The organism is Brachybacterium sp. SYSU DS0246, from assembly GCF_059391765.1.
The window spans coordinates 17,196-35,196 of record NZ_JBZXYT010000036.1 but is presented as its reverse complement, the minus strand read 5'-3'; the positions used below and the strand labels follow the sequence as shown (position 1 = coordinate 35,196).

Here is an 18,001-nt window from a genome sequence, read left to right as displayed (position 1 = left end):
GCACGAAGGCGGAGACCGCGATGATCACGGCCTGCGCGGCGGCCATGCCGACGTCGTTGTACTGGAACGCGAAGGCGTAGGCGGCCATGTTCGGGGTGTACTCCGAGGTGATCCCGGCGCTCATGTTCTGCATCAGCCGCGGCTCCGCGAACAGCTGCAGGGTGCCGATGATCGAGAAGATAATCGTCAGCATCACCGCGGGGCGGATCAGCGGCAGCTGGAGGGAGCGGACGATCCGCAGCGGCCCGGCGCCGTCGATCTTCGCCGCCTCGTACAGCTCGCCGGGGATGGCCTTGAGCTGGGCGATGATGATCAGCATGTTGTACCCGGTGTAGGTCCAGGTCACGATGTTCGCGATGGACCACAGCACCAGTTCGGGGGCCAGGAAGTCGATCTCGATGCCCACGAGGCCGAGGACGTCGACGATGGGGCTGAGCCCGGGGATGTAGAGGAAGGACCACAGGATCGTGGCGATCACGCCGGGGATCCCGTAGGGCAGGAAGTAGGTGGCGCGGAAGAAGCCGGGCCACCTCGCGCTCGCGCTCTCCAGCAGCAGCGCGAGGATGGTGGCGGCGACGATCATCACCGTCACCTGGACCACGCCGAACAGGATCATCCGCCTGATGGAGGCGATGAAGTTCGCGTTCGAGAGTGCGGCGACGTAGTTCTCCAGCCCGGCGAAGGCGCTGGTGACGCCTTCCTCCCCGAGCAGTCCGGAGCGTCCGACGCTGGTGAAGCTGTAGCCGATGGCCATGATGATCGGGATGATCATGGTGCCGATGAACAGCACCAGGAAGGGCCCCAGCAGGACCCAGGGGGCGGTCTTCGATCTCATCGTGCCTCCTCCGCGTCCAGTCCGATCTCGCGCATGATCCGGACGATCTCCGCCTGGGTCTCGGCGAACATGTCCGTCAGCGGGACCTCGCCGGTGATGGCGCCGTTCATCCCGTCACCAATGATCGCCATCGCCCGCTGCATGAGCGGCGCCCAGGTCCACTCGAGGTTCTGACCCTCGGCCATGGGGACGAACACCTCTTCGTTGTAGTTCTGGCCGGAGAAGAACTCGGAGGGCTCCTGACGGACCTCTCCGATGTAGTCGGCCGCCGGCGACCAGCCGATGCCGGAGTTCTCGATCATGGCGTCGATGCCGACGGGGTCCGTGCACATCCAGGTCAGGAACTCCAGCGCTTCCGCAGGGTGCGCACTGTTGGACAGCACCGCGGCCGATGACCCGCCGTGGGCGCCCGAGGCGAAACCGTCCTCCCACCTGGGCATGGGCGCGACCGCCCATTTCCCCTCCGCCCCGGGCGTGGTCTGGATCAGGGCATCGCTCCAGGAGCCGGAGATGGAGGCGAGCACGTCCCCGGCTCCCGCCGCGGCGTACCAGGGCGTGGAGAAGGCGCCGTACCCGGTGCCGACGAGCTTCTCGGCGAGGATGCCGTCCCAGAACTCCGCGACGCGCATGGAGGCGTCGTCGGTCATGTTCACGATCCAGCCGTCCCCCTCCGGGGTGAACCACTGCGCGCCGGACTGCATCGCCCACGCGACCGGATGGGAGCCGTCGCCGGGATCGAGGGTGATCAGCTGCTTGCCGGCCTCGGAGACGGTGCCGGCGAGCTCGCGGAACTCCTCCCAGGTCGCCGGGGGCTCCAGTCCCATCTCGCCCTCGAGCACCTCACGGTTGTAGAAGGTGCCGACGGGGCCCGTGTCCTGCGGGACGGCCCAGTAGGAATCGCCGACCTTGACCTGGGAGACGGCGCCGGGGTCGAAGGCGGACTCCTGGTCCGCGAAGCCGTACCGGGTGAGGTCCACCAGCGCGCCGGCGAGCGCGAACTCGGGCACGGACCGCAGCTCCACCTGGGCGATGTCGGGGCCGCCGCCGGCGGCGACTGCCGAGAGGATCTTGGCGTAGCCGCCGTCGGGACCGCCGGGGATCCAGGTGGTCTCCACGCGGATCCGATCCTGGCTCTGGTTGAAGATGTCGGCGACCTTCTGGAGGTCTTTCAGCCACGCCCAGTAGGTGAGGGTGACGGGTCCGTCGGCCGCCGGGATGGTGGCCTCGGCGTTGACGCCGCCGGGGTTGGGCGGCGCGCACGCGGCGGCGGCAGCGGCCAGGGTGGCCGCTCCCGAGCCGGCGAGCGCTGAGCGCCGCGAGAATCTGCTCATGGGGCTGGTCTCCTCTCCTCGTCCTCGAGGGTGGGGCCACCATAACCGCACGCCCCGAACGTTCCCCGAACCCGACGGGAAGCGGTTGCCGTGCCGGCCGTTCCGCCGGCCGGAACAGCGGCCCGCACGGCCGCGCCCAATCGGGCGGAACCGCCCATACCACCCCATGGATCTGTGACGTCCGACGCGTCTGGCGCACACCCGCGCTGATCACCGAAACGTTTCGGTTATCCCGCTCCTACTCGGTGGTAGCGTGACCGGCCGTCAGCACGAGCTGCCCTCCGCCGGTGCGCCTCCCTCCTCGGGTCCACGCCGGCGGCGGCCCCCCTTTTCCCACGTTCCAAGGATTCCTCATGGTCGACATCCGCCTGGATGCACAGTGGATCGACTACGCGATCATCGCGTTGTACTTCGCGTTCGTCCTCGGCGTCGGTTGGTACGCCAAGCGCGGCGTCTCGAACTCGATCGAGTTCTTCCTCTCCGGTCGCTCCCTGCCCGCCTGGGTCACCGGTCTCGCCTTCATCTCCGCCAACCTCGGCGCCGTCGAGATCATGGGCATGTCCGCCACGGGCGCCCAGTACGGCCTGCCGACGATGCACTACTTCTGGGTCGGCGCGATCCCGGCGATGCTGTTCCTGGGCGTCGTGATGATGCCCTTCTACTACGGCTCCAAGGTGCGCTCGGTCCCCGAGTTCATGCGCATGCGTTTCGGCACCGGCGCCCACCTGGTCAACTCCCTCAGCTTCGCCGTCGCCCAGCTGCTGATCGCCGGCGTGAACCTCTCGCTGCTGGCCACGATCGTCAACCGCCTGCTGGGCTGGCCGATCTGGGTGGGCCTCGTGCTCGCCGCGGCGTTCGTGCTGTTCTACATCACCGTCGGCGGCCTCTCCGCCGCCATCTACAACGAGGTGCTCCAGTTCTTCGTGATCGTCGCGGCCCTGCTGCCGCTGACGCTGATTGGTCTGCACCGCGTGGGCGGCTGGCAGGGCCTGACCGAGCGCGTCGCCGGTGACGGCATGCTCGGCTCCGAGCAGCTGCACACGTGGCCGGGCGAGCAGCTCTCCGGCTTCGACAGCCCGGTGCTGTCGGTGGTCGGCATCGTGCTGGGCCTGGGCTTCGTGCAGTCCTTCGGCTACTGGACCACGAACTTCGTCGAGGTCCAGCGGGCCATGGCCTCCAAGGACCTCACCGCCGCCCGGATGACGCCGATCATCGGCGCCTTCCCCAAGATGTTCATCCCCTTCATCGTCATCATCCCCGGCATGATCACCGCGGTGCTGGTGAACGAGATGGTCGACTTCAAGCAGTACGCCTCGGCCGGAGATGCCGAGGCGGCCGCCGCCACGGGCGTCACCTACAACGACGCCCTGCTGCTGCTGATGCGCGACGTGCTGCCCAACGGTCTGCTCGGCGTCGCGATCGCGGGCCTGCTGGCCGCGTTCATGGCCGGCATGGCCGCGAACATCTCGGCGTTCAACACGGTCGCCAGCTACGACCTGTACCAGCAGTACGTGAAGAAGGACGCGCCGGATGCCCACTACACGTTCGTGGGCCGCGTCGCCACCGCCGCCGCCTGCGTCATCGCGATCTTCACCGCGCTGATCGCCGGTCAGTTCTCGAACCTGATGGACTACCTGCAGGCTCTGTTCGGGTTCTTCAACGCGCCGCTGTTCGCGACGTTCATCCTGGGCATGTTCTGGAAGCGGATGACGCCGACGGCCGGCTGGGCCGGCCTGGTCGCCGGCACCCTGGCGGCCGTGGGCCTGTGGGGTTCCTCGACGTTCTTCGGCGTCTTCGAGCTGCCCGGCCAGGGCCTCGCCTTCGTCAGCGCCTTCGCCGCGTTCGCGGTCGACATCATCGTCTCCGTCGTGGTCACGCAGTTCACCGCTCCCAAGCCGGTCCTCGAGCTGAAGGGCCTGGTGTACTCCGAGACCGCGAAGGCCGACCTGGTCGATCCCGAGGAGAAGAACCTCGCCTTCTACCGCCGCCCGGTTCCCATGGCCTTGATCGCTCTGGGCCTCGTCGTCATCCTGAATATCGTCTTCGCGTGAGCGCGGACGGAGGAGATCACTCATGAGTGCACACAAGGACAGCAGCACCGCCGACGTCCCCGACGGCACGCACGTCGAGACCACCGGGGCCTTCGACATCCGCAATTTCATCGGCGCCCTGATCGGGCTCTTCGGCATCGTCGTGACCCTGATGGGTCTGTTCGCCTTCACCGAGGCGGAGGCCGCCAAGACCGGCGGGGTCAACGCCAACCTGTGGGCGGGCCTGGCCATGATCGTGGTCGCGATCGCGTTCGTCCTCTGGACCAAGGTGGACCCGCTGCGCATCGTCGTGCGGGACAACGAGGAGGGTGCCGAGGCACCTCGGGACATCGCTCCTCTGGAGTGAGGGCCTGAGACCCCGCTCCCTCTCCGCAGGACCGATCCCGGCCCGCCTGCCCGATGCTCCTCGGGCCGGCGGGCCGGCGTCGTCGGGGCCCGCGTAGCATCGAGGCCGACGCCCCCGACGTGAAGGAGCACGAGTGAACGCCGAGTCCACCACCCCCGCCCCCGAGACCGGCAAGGGCGCAGACGCCACCCCCGTGCCCGAGGACAACCTGGTCACCACGCTGCACTCGCTCGCGCTGGCCGACGGGCCGCTGGACTACACGGCCACCGCCGGCACCGTGGTGCTGAGGGAGGAGCCCGAGGGTGAGGAGTACGGCCGCGCCACCGCCTACGCCGAGCTGTTCTCGGTCTCCTACGTCGCCAGCGCACCGGCCCCGGGCGGCTCGGAGGCGGCCCGGCCGGTGGTGTTCGCCTTCAACGGCGGCCCCGGCGCCTCGACGGTGTGGCTGCACCTGGGGCTGCTCGGCCCGCGCCGGGTGGACGCCGGCGACGCCGGCTCCCCGGCCGCCCCGCCGCACCGGCTACTGGACAACGACGAGACGATCCTGCGCCACGCGGACCTCGTGGTGGTCGACGCGATGACCACCGGCTACTCCCGGCCCGTCCCCGGCCAGAAGCCCGACCGCCACCACGGACTGGCCGCGGACCGCGACCTGATCGCCTCCTTCGTCATCGACTGGCTCACCCGCAACCAGCGCTGGACCTCCCCGATCTACCTGGCCGGGGAGTCCTACGGCACCACCCGCGCCTCCGCCGTGGCCGCCCGCCTGATGGACCGCTACTACGTGGCCGTCGCGGGCATCGCCCTGATCTCCCCCGTGCTGGACTTCGGCACCATCCGCTTCACCGAGGGCAACGATCGCCCCTACGTGCACTACCTGCCCACCTACGCCGCGATCGCCCACGCGCACGGCAAGCACGAGGAGCGACTGCTGCAGGACGTGGTCGACGAGGCCGAGGCGTTCGCCGAGCAGGAGTACCCGGCGCTGCTCGCCGCGGGGCTGCGCCTGTCCCCCGAGCAGAAGCTGGAGGCCGCCGCCCGCATCGGCTCCCTGATCGGGGTGGACCCCGACTGGGTCGAGCGCGCGGATCTGCGTGTGGAGCACCAGGCGTACCTCGCCGAGCTGCTGCGGGACCAGGGCCTGGTCGCCGGCCGCATCGACGGTCGCTTCACCGCTCCCGCCGGGGACGGCAACGCCGCCGCGATGGAGACGGACCCCTCGATCGACCAGCTGGCCCCGGCCTACACCGCGACGATCAACCAGTACCTGCGCCGGGAGCTCGACTTCACCAGCGACGTGGTCTACGAGATCATGTCCGCCCGCGTGCACCCGTGGAGCTACAAGGACTTCGAGGGCCGCGCCGTCGAGGTCGCCTCTGACCTGGCGCGGCTGCTGCGCAAGTCCCCGCACACCCGGGTGCTGGTCTCCCACGGCTACCACGACGCCGCGACCCCGTTCCATGCCAGCGAGCACGTCCTGGCCCAGCTCGCCATCCCGCGCGAGGACTACGCCGAGCGGATCCGCATCGAGTACTACGAGGCCGGGCACATGATGTACTGCCACGAGCCCAGCCGCCTGGCCCTGTCGCAGCATCTTGCCGAGTTCGTCGGCGCGGCGGAGCCGGAGATGGTGGACTGATCTCATGACGGCCCCACGCATCGAAGAGCACGCCCTCCTCTCCGACCAGCGCACCACGGCGCTCGTGACGCGGGAGGGGGACATCGACTGGCTGTGCATGCCGCGCTTCGACGCCGACGCGATGTTCACCTCGCTGCTCGGCGACGAGTCCCACGGCCACTGGTCCCTGCGGATCGCCGACGGGGAGGTCCTCTCCCGCCGCTACCTGCCCTCGACGATGGTGCTGGAGACGGTGTGGCGCTCCCCCACCGGCACCGCGACGGTCACGGAGTTCCTCCCGATCGACCTCGCCGACCCGTCGGACGATCCCGCCGCGGACAGCGGAGACGGCGCGGACGGCAGTGATTCCGACGCCGCCGACCGGCCCTCCACCCCCAGCTCCGCCTCGAGCTCCGCCGCCGGCACGGCGACCTCCCTGCGCGGCGACGTGGAGGATCACGCGGACCTGATCCGCAGCGTCACCTGCACCGAGGGCACCGTCGAGGTGGTCCAGGAGCTGAAGATCCGCTTCGAGTACGGCCAGGCCGTGCCGTGGGTGCGCCGCGGCCAGGACGAGAAGGGCGAGAGCGTGCTGATCGCCGTCGCCGGCGGGGACGGCGTCGCCCTGCACGGGCCGGCGCTGAGCGCGCACGGCCGTGTCCACCGCGGCAGCCACCGGCTGGCCTCGGGCGAGAGCGCCTCCTGGGTGCTCACCTGGTTCCCCTCCTGGCAGCAGGTGCCCGCCGCCCCGAACGTCCGCGCGGCTCTGGCCCGCACCACCGCCGAATGGGCCGGCTGGCTGGGGCAGGTCCGGGTGGAGAACGAATACGCCGAACCCGTCGCCCGCTCCCTGCTGGTGCTGCGTGCCCTCACCCACCGCCGCACCGGCGGGATCATCGCCGCGGCGACCACGAGCCTGCCCGAGGACTTCGGCGGGGTGCGCAACTGGGACTACCGGTTCTGCTGGCTGCGCGACGCGGCCCTGTCCCTCGAGGCGCTGCTGGCCCACGGTCACATCGATGCCGCCGCCACCTGGCGCGACTGGCTGCTGCGGGCCATCGCCGGCGACCCCGAGCGCCTGCAGATCATGTACTCCATCACCGGGGACCGGAACCTGGTCGAACGCGAGCTCCCCCACCTCCCCGGATACGAGGACTCGGTGCCGGTGCGCATCGGCAACGGGGCCGCCGGCCAGTACCAGGCCGACGTGGTCGGCGAGGTCATGATCGCGCTGTCGGCGATGCGCGAGGCCGGGCTGGAGGAGTCCGCCTGGTCGTGGCCGCTGCAGAAGGCCCTGGTCCGCTACGCCGTGGACCGGATCGACGAGCCCGACCACGGGATCTGGGAGATGCGCGGCGAGCCCGCCTACTTCACCCACGGCCGCGTGATGATCTGGGCGACCTTCGACCGGGCGATCGATGCGGTCGAGACCTACGGCCTGCCCGCCCCGGACGAGGACCTCGCCCGCTGGAAGCACCTGCGCGAGCAGGTGCGCGAGGAGATCCTCACCCGCGGCGTCGGCGAGGATGGCGCCTTCACCCAGACCTACGGGTCCGCCGAGGTCGACGCCTCTCTCCTGCAGATCCCCCACACCGGCTTCCTGCCGCCGGACGATCCGCACATGCTCGCCACCGTCGAGCGGATCGAGCGCGACCTGCTCACCGAGGACGGGCTGATCCTGCGCTACCTCACCAAGGGCCAGGACGGGCTGCCCGGGGACGAGCACCCGTTCCTGGTGTGCTGCTTCTGGCTCGTCGAGCAGTACGCCGGCTCCGGCCGTCGCGCCGACGCCGTCCAGCTCATGGACCGCATCCTGGCCTGCGCCAACGACCTCCACCTGATGGCCGAGGAGTACGACGGCACCGCACAGCGCATGGCCGGCAACTTCCCCCAGGCTTTCAGCCACCTCGGCCTGATCCGAGCGGTCGACGCCCTCGCCCTGACGATCCCCCGCTGAGCTGCGTCACGTGATGGACTGGCGCCACCGGCTTCGCGACGCCAGCAGACGACGAAGGAGATGACCACGATGAGCGATCTGCCCACCATCACCGAGGCCCGCATCGCGGAGCTGATGGACCGCGTGCCCCGCAGCTCCTATGTCGACGGCCAGTTCCTCGCCGCCACCGGGGACCTGGACGTCATCGACCCCGCGACCGGCCGGCCGCTGACCCAGGTGGCCGACGCCGATGCCACGACCGTCGGCCCCCAGGCGCTCGACGCCGCCGTCGCCGCGCAGAGCGACTGGGCGGCGACCACCCCGCGCGAGCGGTCGGAGATCCTGCGCCGCGCCTACGAGCTGTGCCACGAGCGGGCCGACGACCTCGCCCTGGCGATGACCCTGGAGATGGGCAAGCCGCTGAAGGAGGCCTACGGCGAGGTCACCTACGGCGCGGAGTTCCTGCGCTGGTTCAGCGAGGAGGGTGTGCGCCCGCCCGGCGAGTTCCGCCCGGCTCCGTCGGCGAAGCACGCGATCCTCACCGTGTCCCGGCCCGTCGGCCCCGCCTTCCTCATCACCCCGTGGAACTTCCCGCTGTCGATGGCGACCCGCAAAATCGCCCCGGCGCTGGCGGCCGGCTGCACCGTGGTGCACAAGCCCGCCCAGATGACGCCGCTGACCTCGCTGCTGTTCATGGAGATCCTGGCGCAGGCCGGGGTCCCCGCGGGTGTGGTGAACTGCGTGGTCACCTCCGACTCCAAGGGCCTCAGCTCCACCCTGATGTCCGATCCGCGGCTGCGGAAGATCTCGTTCACCGGGTCCACCGCCGTCGGCCGCACCCTGCTCAGCCAGGCCTCCGAGCACGTGCTGAAGGCGTCCATGGAGCTCGGCGGCAACGCGCCGTTCCTCGTGCTGCCCTCGGCGGACATCGAGACCGCGATCACCGCGGCGATGCCCGCGAAGTTCCGCAACAACGGCGAGGCCTGCACCGCCGCGAACCGGTTCTACGTCCATTCCTCCGTCGCCGAGGAGTTCACCCGCCGCCTCGTCGAGGAGGCCGAGAACCTCGTCACCGGCCCCGGCGCCGAGGAGGGCACCACCCTCGGCCCGCTGATCAACGAGGACGCCGTCCAGAAGGTCGAGGAGCTGGTGGCCGACGCCGTCGACCGCGGCGCGAAGGTCCTCACCGGCGGGCAGCGGCTCGATCGCGAGGGGTACTTCTACGCCCCCACCGTGCTCGGCGACGTCCCGGCCGACGCCCGCGTCAATCACGAGGAGATCTTCGGGCCCGTCGCCCCGATCATCGTCATGGACGACATCGACGAGATGGTCGCCGCTGCCAACGACACCGAGTTCGGGCTGATGAGCTACGTCGCCGGCTCCGACCTCGCCGAGGTCACCGACGCCGCCCAGCGCATCGAGGCCGGAATGGTCGCGGTCAACGTCGGCGTCTCTTCGGATCCCGCCGCCCCCTTCGGCGGCATCAAGGAATCCGGGCTCGGCCGCGAGGGCTCCCACGAGGGCCTGGCCGAATACCTCGAGACCAGCTACGTGCGCCTGCCGATGTGACCGGCATAAGCTTCGCCCCATGGGGACCACGATCTACCTGACCGGCGAGGCCAAGGCGCCGAGCAACAATCCGATCACGTCGCAGTGGGGATTGTTCTTCATCGGCCTCATCGTCGATACTGAGACGCACGTCATCCGGGCTGCGGACTGCACCGCCACGCTGACTCTCACCGTCGAGTTCGTGCGTGAGCTGCTGGTGGGCCGCTCGCTGCTCGAGGATGACGCCCTGGTGGAGTCGATCACCGACAGGTACCACGGGTCCTCGCAGAGGGCGCTCGCCACGTCCGTGCGCAACGCCGCTGCGAAGTACCGCGACCTGTCGGCCGGCATCACCGCATAACTCACCGTCCGCCCGGAACCTCACCGAACCGGATCCCGTCGGAAGCACCGTGAACGCGCCTCACAAGAGGCGGCGCTCGCTGGTGCTTCCGATTTTTTTGTCCCCGAATCCGGTCCCGACCCCCGACCGCCCCCGACGAAGAGGACCCTTCTCGTGATCACCGACGGCCTACTCATGCTCGGCGTCCTGCTCGGACTCTCCGGCGTGCTGATCGTGCTCGAACGCACCACCGGCTGGAAGTTCTTCCGCTTCGTGCCCGGCATGGTGCTGATGTACCTGCTGTGCGCGACCCTCAACTCCCTCGGCGTCTTCGGCCAGGACGACGCCACCCGGGAGCCCATCGCCCAGGTCAAGGACGTCCTGCTGCCGGCGATGATCTTCCTGTTCCTCTTCGGCTGCGACCTGCGCAAGATCATCCGGCTCGGCCCGAAGCTGCTGCTGACCTACTTCGTGGCCGCGGCCTCGCTGTTCCTGGCGATGGTCCTCGTCTTCCTGGTCTTCCAGGCGGCGCTGCACGAGGAGTCGTGGAAGGCGCTCGGTGCTCTGCTGGGCTCCTGGACCGGCGGCAGCGCCAACATGGTCGCGATCCAGGACATCCTGCAGGCGCCGGAGAGCATCTTCGGCTACGCCCTGATCACCGACACGATCATGTACTCGCTGTGGCTGATGATCATGTTCGCCTCGGTCGCCGCCTCGCCGCGGTTCAACCGGTGGACCAAGGCCGACACCTCCCACCTCGACTCCCACATGGGCGTGCTGGAGGAGGAGAAGCGGCCGGTCACCGTGGTCTCGCTGGCGATCACGATCTTCGGCTCGATCCTGGTCTCGACCGTCGTGACCTGGATCGGCGGCCTGCTGCCCGAATGGGGCGACGTGGTCACCGGCACCACCTGGACGATCCTCATCGTCTCCGTCCTGGGCCTGATCGTCGCCGTCACCCCACTGGGGAAGACCGCGGGCACCCAGGAGGTCGCCACGCTGATGCTGTTCGTGGTGATCGGCCAGATCGCCTCCGGCTCGGACTTCTCGGCCCTCACCCAGGCGCCGCTGTACCTCCTGATCGGCCTGCTGGTGCTCGCCATCCACGCCGTGATCATGGTGGTCTACGCGAAGCTGACCAAGACCGAGCTGTTCTCGCTGGCGGTGGCCTCGACGGCGAACATCGGCGGGATCGCCTCGGCGCCCGTGGTCGCCAGCGCCTTCAACCGGCAGCTGGTCCCCGTCGGCATCCTCTACGCACTGATCGGATCGTTCGCGGGCACCTTCATCGGTCTCGCCGCGGCCCAGGTGATGTCGGCACTGTGAGCACCGCACCCGATCCCCGAGAACGAGAGCTCCACATCCTCGCGGTGCGTCAGCATCGCCACCGGGCTCCTCTGCGCCGTCCCTTCGTCACCGCCGCCCGCCGCACCGAGGCCGTCGAGTACGTCGTCGCCGAGGTCGAGCTGGCCGGAGGCATCGTCGGCCAGGGCTCCGCGGCGGAGACCGTCGCCGTCACCGGCGAATCGGCCGACTCCATCGCCGAGGCCCTCTCCGGCCCCCTCCGGCAGGCGCTGGAGGGCGCCCGGGGCACCGTCGCGGAGCTGTCGGCCCGGATCGCCGGAGCCCTCGAAGGCGGCACCAGTGCCCGGGCGGCGTGCGACGTGGCCCTGCACGACGCCTGGGCCCGCGCGGCCGGCTCTCCCCTGGTGGAGCTGCTCGGCGGCCGCGCCGACGACGGGCTGATGAACGACATGACCGTCTCGCTCGAGGAGCCCGAGGTGATGGCCGAGCGGGCTCGCGCCGCGGTGGCCGGCGGCGAGGAGATCCTCAAGATCAAGCTCGGCCACGACATCGATGAGGACCGACGCCGGCTGGCTGCGGTCATCGCGGCGGCCCCTTCGGCCCGTCTGCGACTGGATGCCAATCAGGGCTGGAGCCCCGAGCAGGCCATCGACATCATCACCGGCTTCGAGATCGACGCTCTGCCGATCGACCTGGTCGAGCAGCCCGTGGCGGCCGCCAACGTGGAGGGCATGGCGCGGGTGGCGGCGGCGGTCGAGCTGCCGATCATGGCCGATGAGTCCGTGTGGTCCGTCGAGGACGCCCACCGGCTCGTCGAGGCCGGCGCCGCGGACCTGCTGAACATCAAGCTGGCCAAGACCGGCGGCATCCCGCAGGCCCTCGCCATCGCCGACGTCGCCCAGGCGGCCGGCATCGAGTGCATGATCGGCGCGATGATGGAGCCGCGCATCTCGATCACTGCGGCCGCGCACGTCGCGATCGCGCACCCGGCGATCACGATGATCGACCTGGATCCGCCCTTCTGGTTCGCCTCCGAAGCCCCCGCCGGCGGCTTCACCCAGAGCGGCGGCTGGCTGCGCCTGACCGGCGGTCCCGGCCTCGGCCTCCAGCGGCTGCGGGCCGATGAGGACGGGGGTGATACGTGAGCACCGTGCCCATGCCGGGTGTCGCGCCCGACCGCGCCCACCCGTCGCACCCTGGACCCACCATCTGCCGTCCTCGCCCTGCCGGGGACACCTCGAAGGAGAACCTGATGTCCACGCACTCCCCCGCTGTCCGTCTCACCCGCCGCGATGGTCTGCGTCTCGCCGCGACCGGTACCGCCGGTCTCGCCGTCGCAGGGCTGGCCTCCGTCGCGCCCGCCGCCGTCGCCGCTCCGGCCGACGCCGCCCCCGCCGGGCTCCCCGCCCCTGGTGAGGGCCTCACGCCGGGCGACCTCGCCCATGTCGCCGTCACGGCCACCACCCTGTGGGTGGATCCGCGCACGAACCGTCCCGGGATCGACGACCCCTCGCTGACCAACCCCGTCGACCTGGATGCCTGGAACGCGAACATGCAGGACACCGAGACCCGGCGCTGGCTGACCGGCGAGCTCGAGTCCCAGGCCGTGCTCGGCAGCGAGGTGATCGTCGACGAGATCGACGGCGACTGGGCGAAGATCGTGGTGACCGCGCAGCCCACCCCGCGCGACCCGCGCGGCTACCCCGGCTGGGTGCCCACCATCCATCTGGTGGCCGACGGCGACTTCGCCGCCCGCGCCGGCTCCGCGCCGACGGCGACCGTCACGGCGCTGACCAGCACGCTGACGGGGACCCCGTCGGGCAACCATCCGAGCATCCCGGTCTCCTTCGACACGATCCTGCCGGTGCTCGGCCGTACCGGGAAGGCGGTCAAGGTCGCGGTTCCCGGCGCCCGGGCGGCGTATCTGCCGGCCGACGACGTGGTGGTCCGCGAGCACGGCGAGCAGCCGCCGCTGCCCACCGTGGAGGACATCGTCGCCACCGGTGAGCGGTTCCTGGGGCTGCGATACCTGTGGGCGGGCGTGAGCGCCTACGGGTTCGACTGCTCCGGCTACACCTACACGCTGTTCCACCACCACGGGATCACCATCAACCGCGATGCCGGTGCCCAGATGAACAACTCCGGTCTCGAGCCGGTCGAGCGCGAGGACCTCCAGCGCGGCGACCTGGTGTTCTTCGCGACCGAGCCGGGCGGCGACTCGATCCGCCACGTCGCCCTCTACCTGGGCGATGACATGATCATGCAGGCGCCCAACGCCTCGCGCAGCGTGGAGCAGATGTCGCTGACCGAGTACGACCCGACCGGCGAGTACGCCGGAGCGCGGCGCGTGGCCCTGGCCGGCTGAGCCAGCGGCGGGTCGCCGGGCCAGCGGGCCGGCGGGGCGACGGGCCAGCGGTCCGGCGGGCCCCTTGCCCCGTGCAGCCCCACACCACGTTCGTTCCCCATCGGCACCTGACGGTGCGCTCCCTGAGCGCGCGCCGGCAGGTGCCGATGTGTGTCTGGGGCGGTGTGCGATTCAGTGCCGGTGACGACGCCCGGCGCAGTGGTCGTGGGCCGTCCGAGCCGGTGCTCACGGCGACCCGATGTGCCTTTCCTCCACAATGGCAGGTTTTCCACACCCATACTGTTGACGCCGCTCAGATGTGGTAAATCGCGTGGACGTAAACCATCATTCCTCCACAGTGGCCGTTCATCCACATTCGACGCCGCCATCGTTCCTCCACAGTGGCCACTCGTCCACATTGACGCTTCGCCGTTCCTCCACAGTGGTCACTCATCCACAAATTTCTCCGAATCTCGCGAATCTCTTTCGGATTGGTGTTCGAGTCGATAAACTGGGGACAGTCGCAGGGGCCGGATATTTCCGGGGGTGCGGCACTGTCAGGGAAAGGGAGGGGGTTTGGTCATGGGCGAGGAAGAACTGCAACCAGACCACGCTGGCGAGCCCTCCCCGGGCCAGGATGCTGCTGACTCTGCGGATGCCCGAGAGGCCTTCGCTCCTCCCGGGACGAGCGAAGGCCATGGCTCGGATGACGCTCCTGGCTCCGGTGAAGCTCCCGATCCGGCCGACGATGCCTGCCCCGATGACGCGTCCGGCCCTGCGGACACTGCGCCGGAGCACGAGCCCGAGGCGGAGATGCCGACGGTGCCGCCCCTGCGAGCCCGCAAGCCGCTGACCGAGGAGAGGATCCTCGAGGCCGCCGAAGCCGAGCCCGGCAGTGAGCAGGGCGGGCGGGTGCAGGCGATACATGCTGCCGTCCGTGCCCAGGCCACCGCCTATGCCCGCCAGCTCGAGCGGATCTGTGAGTTCTTCACCGCGGACGATGAGGTGGCAGGATCCGTGGAGGACTCGGATCTGGTGGCGTTGAAGCTCGCCACCGCTCTGCGCTGCTCCACCAGCCGCGCCGAGACCATGATCCGCCACGCCCACCGCGCCATCGACCAGCTCCCCGCCGTGTTCGTGTTCCTCGATGCCGGGGACATGCCGGAGGACTGGCACCGCCACCTGCTACGCAAAACCGCGGCCCTGAACGACGAGAAGATCCACATCGTCGATACCCATGTCTCCTCGTGGGATCTGGCGAACATCTCCCGCGACCAGTTCGACCGCCGCCTGAGATACCTCATCGACCTGCTCACCGCCGACGCCCTGCCCGAACTACCCGAGACCAAGCGCCAGGTGGCGGTGGAGATCGATGATGAGCGGTGCGGGACGGCGACCATGCTGATCACCGGGCCCATCCCCGAGATCATCGCGCTGATGCACCGCATCGACACCTCCGCCCTGACCGTCCAACAAGCCCAGCGCCAAGCCCTCCGCGACGGCCAGCAGGGCCCACTGCCGTTCGACATCGATGAGGACCTGCGTGAACGCGGCCGCGCCAAATCTTTCGCAGAGCTGCGGTATGCGGTGCTGACCCGGTCGATGCTGAGCATCGACCCCGTCCAAGAACGCGGCCAGCAGTTCACCCTGAACGTCACCGTCCCCGCCCTCACCCTCCTCGGTGCTTCGAACGCGCCCGGGCTGATCGAGGGCCAGACCCCGATCCCCGCCGAACAAGCACGCGTGTTGGCAGCGAACGAGGATGCGACCTGGCATCGGATCCTCACCGACCCCGCCACCGGAGCGTTCCTGCCCACCGCGGCCACCACCTACAAACCCAGCGCGCAAATGTGTCAGCAGTTGCGGCTGCGCCACCCCGTGTGCGCCGCCCCCGGGTGCCGGAAAGCCACCGCCCTCAGCGCCGAGAACGACCACATCCAAGAATTCAACCACCACCACCCCGAAGCCGGCGGCCTCACCACCCTCGTCAATCTCCACCGATTATGCTGGCGCCACCACCAGTTGAAAACCAGTCGCCGAATAGACCCCGAACGCGACACCGGAAACACCCGCGCGCCCAGCGGCGGCAGCATGCCCGGTAATGATGGCGGCCCGGGAAATCCGGCACCCGACCCCAGGGGCCCCGGGGGCTTCAGTGGTACCGGTCGTGCCGCTGGCTCCGAAAACGACGACAGCAATACTGCCAAGGGGCACGACCGCGCCGACCCGTTCCACGGCAGCAGCGGCGGGCCGCTGGAGACCCGGTGGAGCATCGACCTCGCCGCCCGCGCCCGCACCCGCGAAGAGACCGACCTCGCCACCCCACACCTCGTCGCCGCCCTCAACACCGCCTGGAACCACCACGAACGCATCCAGGACCAGGCCACCCGGGCCCAAGAACAAGACGCCCAACGCTCCGAGACCGAACGAATCACCGAGAAGCGCCGCGAACGCGAACGCAGATTCCTCGGCAAACGCGCCGACCCCACACCCCCGCCGCCGCCCCGGCCGGAGGACGACGAACCACCACCGTTCTGACGGCTCTCACGGCAGTGCCCAGGAGCAGGGTTCAGGCTGCGCGGTCCGGGAGCAGTGTGCGAACCAGGTCGGCAATCTGTGCGTCGGCGTCGTCCTGGCCGATTCCGGCCGTCAAGACCGCCAGGAAACGCGTATCAGGTCCGGCGGGGCTGCTCACGTACGCGACGTCGTGGCGATAACCCTCGACCCAGCCGGACTTCGACCCCCACTCGACTCCATGCCGCAGAGCCTTTCCGATCACGGGAATGCGCTGAGCACGCAGCGCTTCCCGTGCCAGCTGCTGAGACGCTCGCGAAAGGCCGGACCCCGCTCCAACCAGTGCGCGCATCGTCACGGCAAGATCCCTGGCGCTGGTCTCGTTGGTCGCGCCGGCATCGATGGCGCCCTTGTCACCGATGAGCCGTTCGACGCGAGTGGCCGTAAGTCCCAGATCCTTGATCGCCGCGGCCACTGCGTCGAGGCCGATGAGTTCGACGAGATGGTTCGTCGCCTCATTGCTCGAGCGGTCGATCATCCGAACCGCCAGCTCGCGCACCGCGATTCGCTCGCCCTCGCCAGGATGGGTCGGATCGAGGTGGTCCCCGCCGAGGGTGAATGCCTGCCCGTCGGCGCCCGTGAAGGTCCGCGCCGACCCGACCGTGGCGTCGAGATCCAGCTCGCCGCGGTCGGCCGCGAACAGAGCAGCGCACAGGACGTGCAGCTTGATCGTGCTGGCGGCGTAGTACGGGTGCTCAGCACCGTCGGCCGAAAGCTCCCGGCCGTGCGCGTCGAGCAGGCAGTGGGACACCGAAGCCTGGTCAGGGACGGGGGCGGTCGGGATCGACATTCTTCGAACCCTACCGACATCCGTCCCTGACCAGGTCGGCTCGTGCGAGCCGTCGTCCGGGCTCAGGCGCCCTGACGACCGCCGAACTCGCCGGGGTTGCCGCCGCGGCGGCCTGCCTCGCCCTTGTGCAGAGCGGTGATCGCCTCGATCTCGTCGTCGGCGAGCTCGACCTCGAGGGAGGCGAAGTTCGACACGATGCGCTCGGGGGTCTCGGACTTCGGGATCACCACGTTGCCGAGGGCCAGGTTCCAGGCGATGACGACCTGCGCGGTGGAGGCGCCGTGCTTGTCGGCGATCTCCTGGACCACGGGGTCGGAAAGCTCGCCGCCGCCCTGGCCCAGCGGCGACCAGGACTCGGTGACGATGTTCTTGGAGGCGTGGAACTCGCGCAGCTCGGGCTGGCTGAAGTAGGGGTGGAGCTCGATCTGGTTCAGCACCGGCCGCACACCGGTCTCGGCCTCCACCTTCTCCAGGTCCTCGATGCGGAAGTTCGAGACGCCGATGGAGCGGATACGGCCCTGCTCCTGCAGCTCGATGAACGTCTTCCAGGTCTCGACCGCGAGACCGTTGGCGGGGGCCGGCCAGTGGATCAGGTAGAGATCGAGCTCCTCGAGCCCGAGATCCTCCATGGTGGCGTCGAAGGATCGCAGGGTGTTCTCGCGCCCCTGGTCCTGGTTGGGAACCTTCGAGGTCACGAACACGTCATCACGCGCGAGACCCGCCGACTTCAGGCCCTGGCCGACGCCGGCCTCGTTGTTGTAGCCGCGGGCGGTGTCGATGTGGCGGTAGCCGGCCTCGAGTGCCTGGGCGACGACGTCGGTGGCCACGGAGTTCTCCACCTGCCAGACGCCGAACCCGAGCTGCGGGATCGAACGGCCGTCGTGGAAGGGGATGGAGGGCGAGCTGGGCATGATTCTCCTCGTGATGAAACAGGTGAGTCGGCGACTCCCAGGCTAGCGTTTTCCTCCCGGCCCCGGGCGCTG

General features: G+C 69.6%; 14 protein-coding genes. 10 read left to right on the top strand and 4 right to left on the bottom strand.

Features of this window, described 5'->3' with window-relative positions:
• Together AC5020_RS15035 and AC5020_RS15030 are read right to left on the bottom strand one after the other, a co-directional pair.
• Positions 1-835 (bottom strand): carbohydrate ABC transporter permease (locus AC5020_RS15035; RefSeq protein ID WP_464988865.1); only part of this gene is annotated, 835 nt, incomplete at its 3' end.
• Positions 832-2,166: an ABC transporter substrate-binding protein gene (locus AC5020_RS15030; RefSeq protein WP_377792292.1), complete on the bottom strand. Its 1,335-nt coding sequence runs from the start codon at positions 2,164-2,166 to the stop codon at positions 832-834. The genes AC5020_RS15030 and AC5020_RS15035, both read right to left, overlap by 4 nt.
• 353 nt (positions 2,167-2,519) lie before the next feature.
• On the opposite strand from AC5020_RS15030, the gene AC5020_RS15025 reads away from it, so the two are divergent.
• The 10 genes from AC5020_RS15025 (at position 2,520) to AC5020_RS14980 (ending at position 16,192) form a co-directional block, all read left to right on the top strand.
• On the top strand, positions 2,520-4,217 hold the full coding sequence (locus AC5020_RS15025) for a sodium:solute symporter family protein (RefSeq protein WP_377018876.1): 1,698 nt from the start codon (positions 2,520-2,522) through the stop codon (positions 4,215-4,217).
• 22 nt (positions 4,218-4,239) lie between these two features.
• Positions 4,240-4,563 (top strand): hypothetical protein, encoded by a 324-nt coding sequence (locus AC5020_RS15020; protein ID WP_377018875.1) that lies wholly within the window; start codon positions 4,240-4,242, stop codon positions 4,561-4,563.
• A 133-nt stretch (positions 4,564-4,696) separates the two neighbouring features.
• On the top strand, positions 4,697-6,202 hold the full coding sequence (locus AC5020_RS15015) for a S10 family peptidase (RefSeq protein WP_464988864.1): 1,506 nt from the start codon (positions 4,697-4,699) through the stop codon (positions 6,200-6,202).
• A gap of 4 nt (positions 6,203-6,206) precedes the next feature.
• Complete coding sequence (locus AC5020_RS15010; RefSeq protein WP_464988863.1) at positions 6,207-8,138, top strand: glycoside hydrolase family 15 protein; 1,932 nt, start codon at positions 6,207-6,209, stop codon at positions 8,136-8,138.
• Between the two features lie 69 nt (positions 8,139-8,207).
• Complete coding sequence (locus tag AC5020_RS15005; RefSeq protein ID WP_464988862.1) at positions 8,208-9,686, top strand: NAD-dependent succinate-semialdehyde dehydrogenase; 1,479 nt, start codon at positions 8,208-8,210, stop codon at positions 9,684-9,686.
• A 19-nt stretch (positions 9,687-9,705) separates the two neighbouring features.
• On the top strand, positions 9,706-10,026 hold the full coding sequence (locus AC5020_RS15000) for a DUF3870 domain-containing protein (protein WP_377018871.1): 321 nt from the start codon (positions 9,706-9,708) through the stop codon (positions 10,024-10,026).
• A 153-nt stretch (positions 10,027-10,179) separates the two neighbouring features.
• Positions 10,180-11,331, top strand: coding sequence for a DUF819 family protein (locus tag AC5020_RS14995; protein WP_464988861.1), 1,152 nt, complete (start codon positions 10,180-10,182; stop codon positions 11,329-11,331).
• Positions 11,328-12,455, top strand: coding sequence for a dipeptide epimerase (locus AC5020_RS14990; protein ID WP_377792298.1), 1,128 nt, complete (start codon positions 11,328-11,330; stop codon positions 12,453-12,455). Before AC5020_RS14995 ends, AC5020_RS14990 begins: the two co-directional genes overlap by 4 nt.
• A gap of 107 nt (positions 12,456-12,562) precedes the next feature.
• On the top strand, positions 12,563-13,675 hold the full coding sequence (locus AC5020_RS14985; RefSeq protein WP_464988860.1) for a C40 family peptidase: 1,113 nt from the start codon (positions 12,563-12,565) through the stop codon (positions 13,673-13,675).
• Between the two features lie 801 nt (positions 13,676-14,476).
• Positions 14,477-16,192: an HNH endonuclease signature motif containing protein gene (locus tag AC5020_RS14980; protein WP_464988859.1), complete on the top strand. Its 1,716-nt coding sequence runs from the start codon at positions 14,477-14,479 to the stop codon at positions 16,190-16,192.
• A 31-nt stretch (positions 16,193-16,223) separates the two neighbouring features.
• Here AC5020_RS14980 and AC5020_RS14975 read toward each other — a convergent pair whose 3' ends face one another.
• Positions 16,224-17,018: a serine hydrolase gene (locus AC5020_RS14975; protein ID WP_464988858.1), complete on the bottom strand. Its 795-nt coding sequence runs from the start codon at positions 17,016-17,018 to the stop codon at positions 16,224-16,226.
• Between the two features lie 62 nt (positions 17,019-17,080).
• Positions 17,081-17,929 carry an aldo/keto reductase gene (locus tag AC5020_RS14970; RefSeq protein ID WP_464988857.1) on the bottom strand — a complete coding sequence of 283 codons (849 nt, stop codon included), beginning with the start codon at positions 17,927-17,929 and terminating at the stop codon, positions 17,081-17,083.
• Positions 17,930-18,001: the final 72 nt, after the last annotated feature.

Coding starts and splice junctions, on each gene's coding strand:
- AC5020_RS15030 (WP_377792292.1), bottom strand. CDS start 2,166: ATGAGCAGATTCTCGCGGCGCTCAGCGCTCGCCGGCTCGGGAGCGGCC.
- AC5020_RS15025 (WP_377018876.1), top strand. CDS start 2,520: ATGGTCGACATCCGCCTGGATGCACAGTGGATCGACTACGCGATCATC.
- AC5020_RS15020 (WP_377018875.1), top strand. CDS start 4,240: ATGAGTGCACACAAGGACAGCAGCACCGCCGACGTCCCCGACGGCACG.
- AC5020_RS15010 (WP_464988863.1), top strand. CDS start 6,207: ATGACGGCCCCACGCATCGAAGAGCACGCCCTCCTCTCCGACCAGCGC.
- AC5020_RS15005 (WP_464988862.1), top strand. CDS start 8,208: ATGAGCGATCTGCCCACCATCACCGAGGCCCGCATCGCGGAGCTGATG.
- AC5020_RS15000 (WP_377018871.1), top strand. CDS start 9,706: ATGGGGACCACGATCTACCTGACCGGCGAGGCCAAGGCGCCGAGCAAC.
- AC5020_RS14985 (WP_464988860.1), top strand. CDS start 12,563: ATGTCCACGCACTCCCCCGCTGTCCGTCTCACCCGCCGCGATGGTCTG.
- AC5020_RS14975 (WP_464988858.1), bottom strand. CDS start 17,018: ATGTCGATCCCGACCGCCCCCGTCCCTGACCAGGCTTCGGTGTCCCAC.
- AC5020_RS14970 (WP_464988857.1), bottom strand. CDS start 17,929: ATGCCCAGCTCGCCCTCCATCCCCTTCCACGACGGCCGTTCGATCCCG.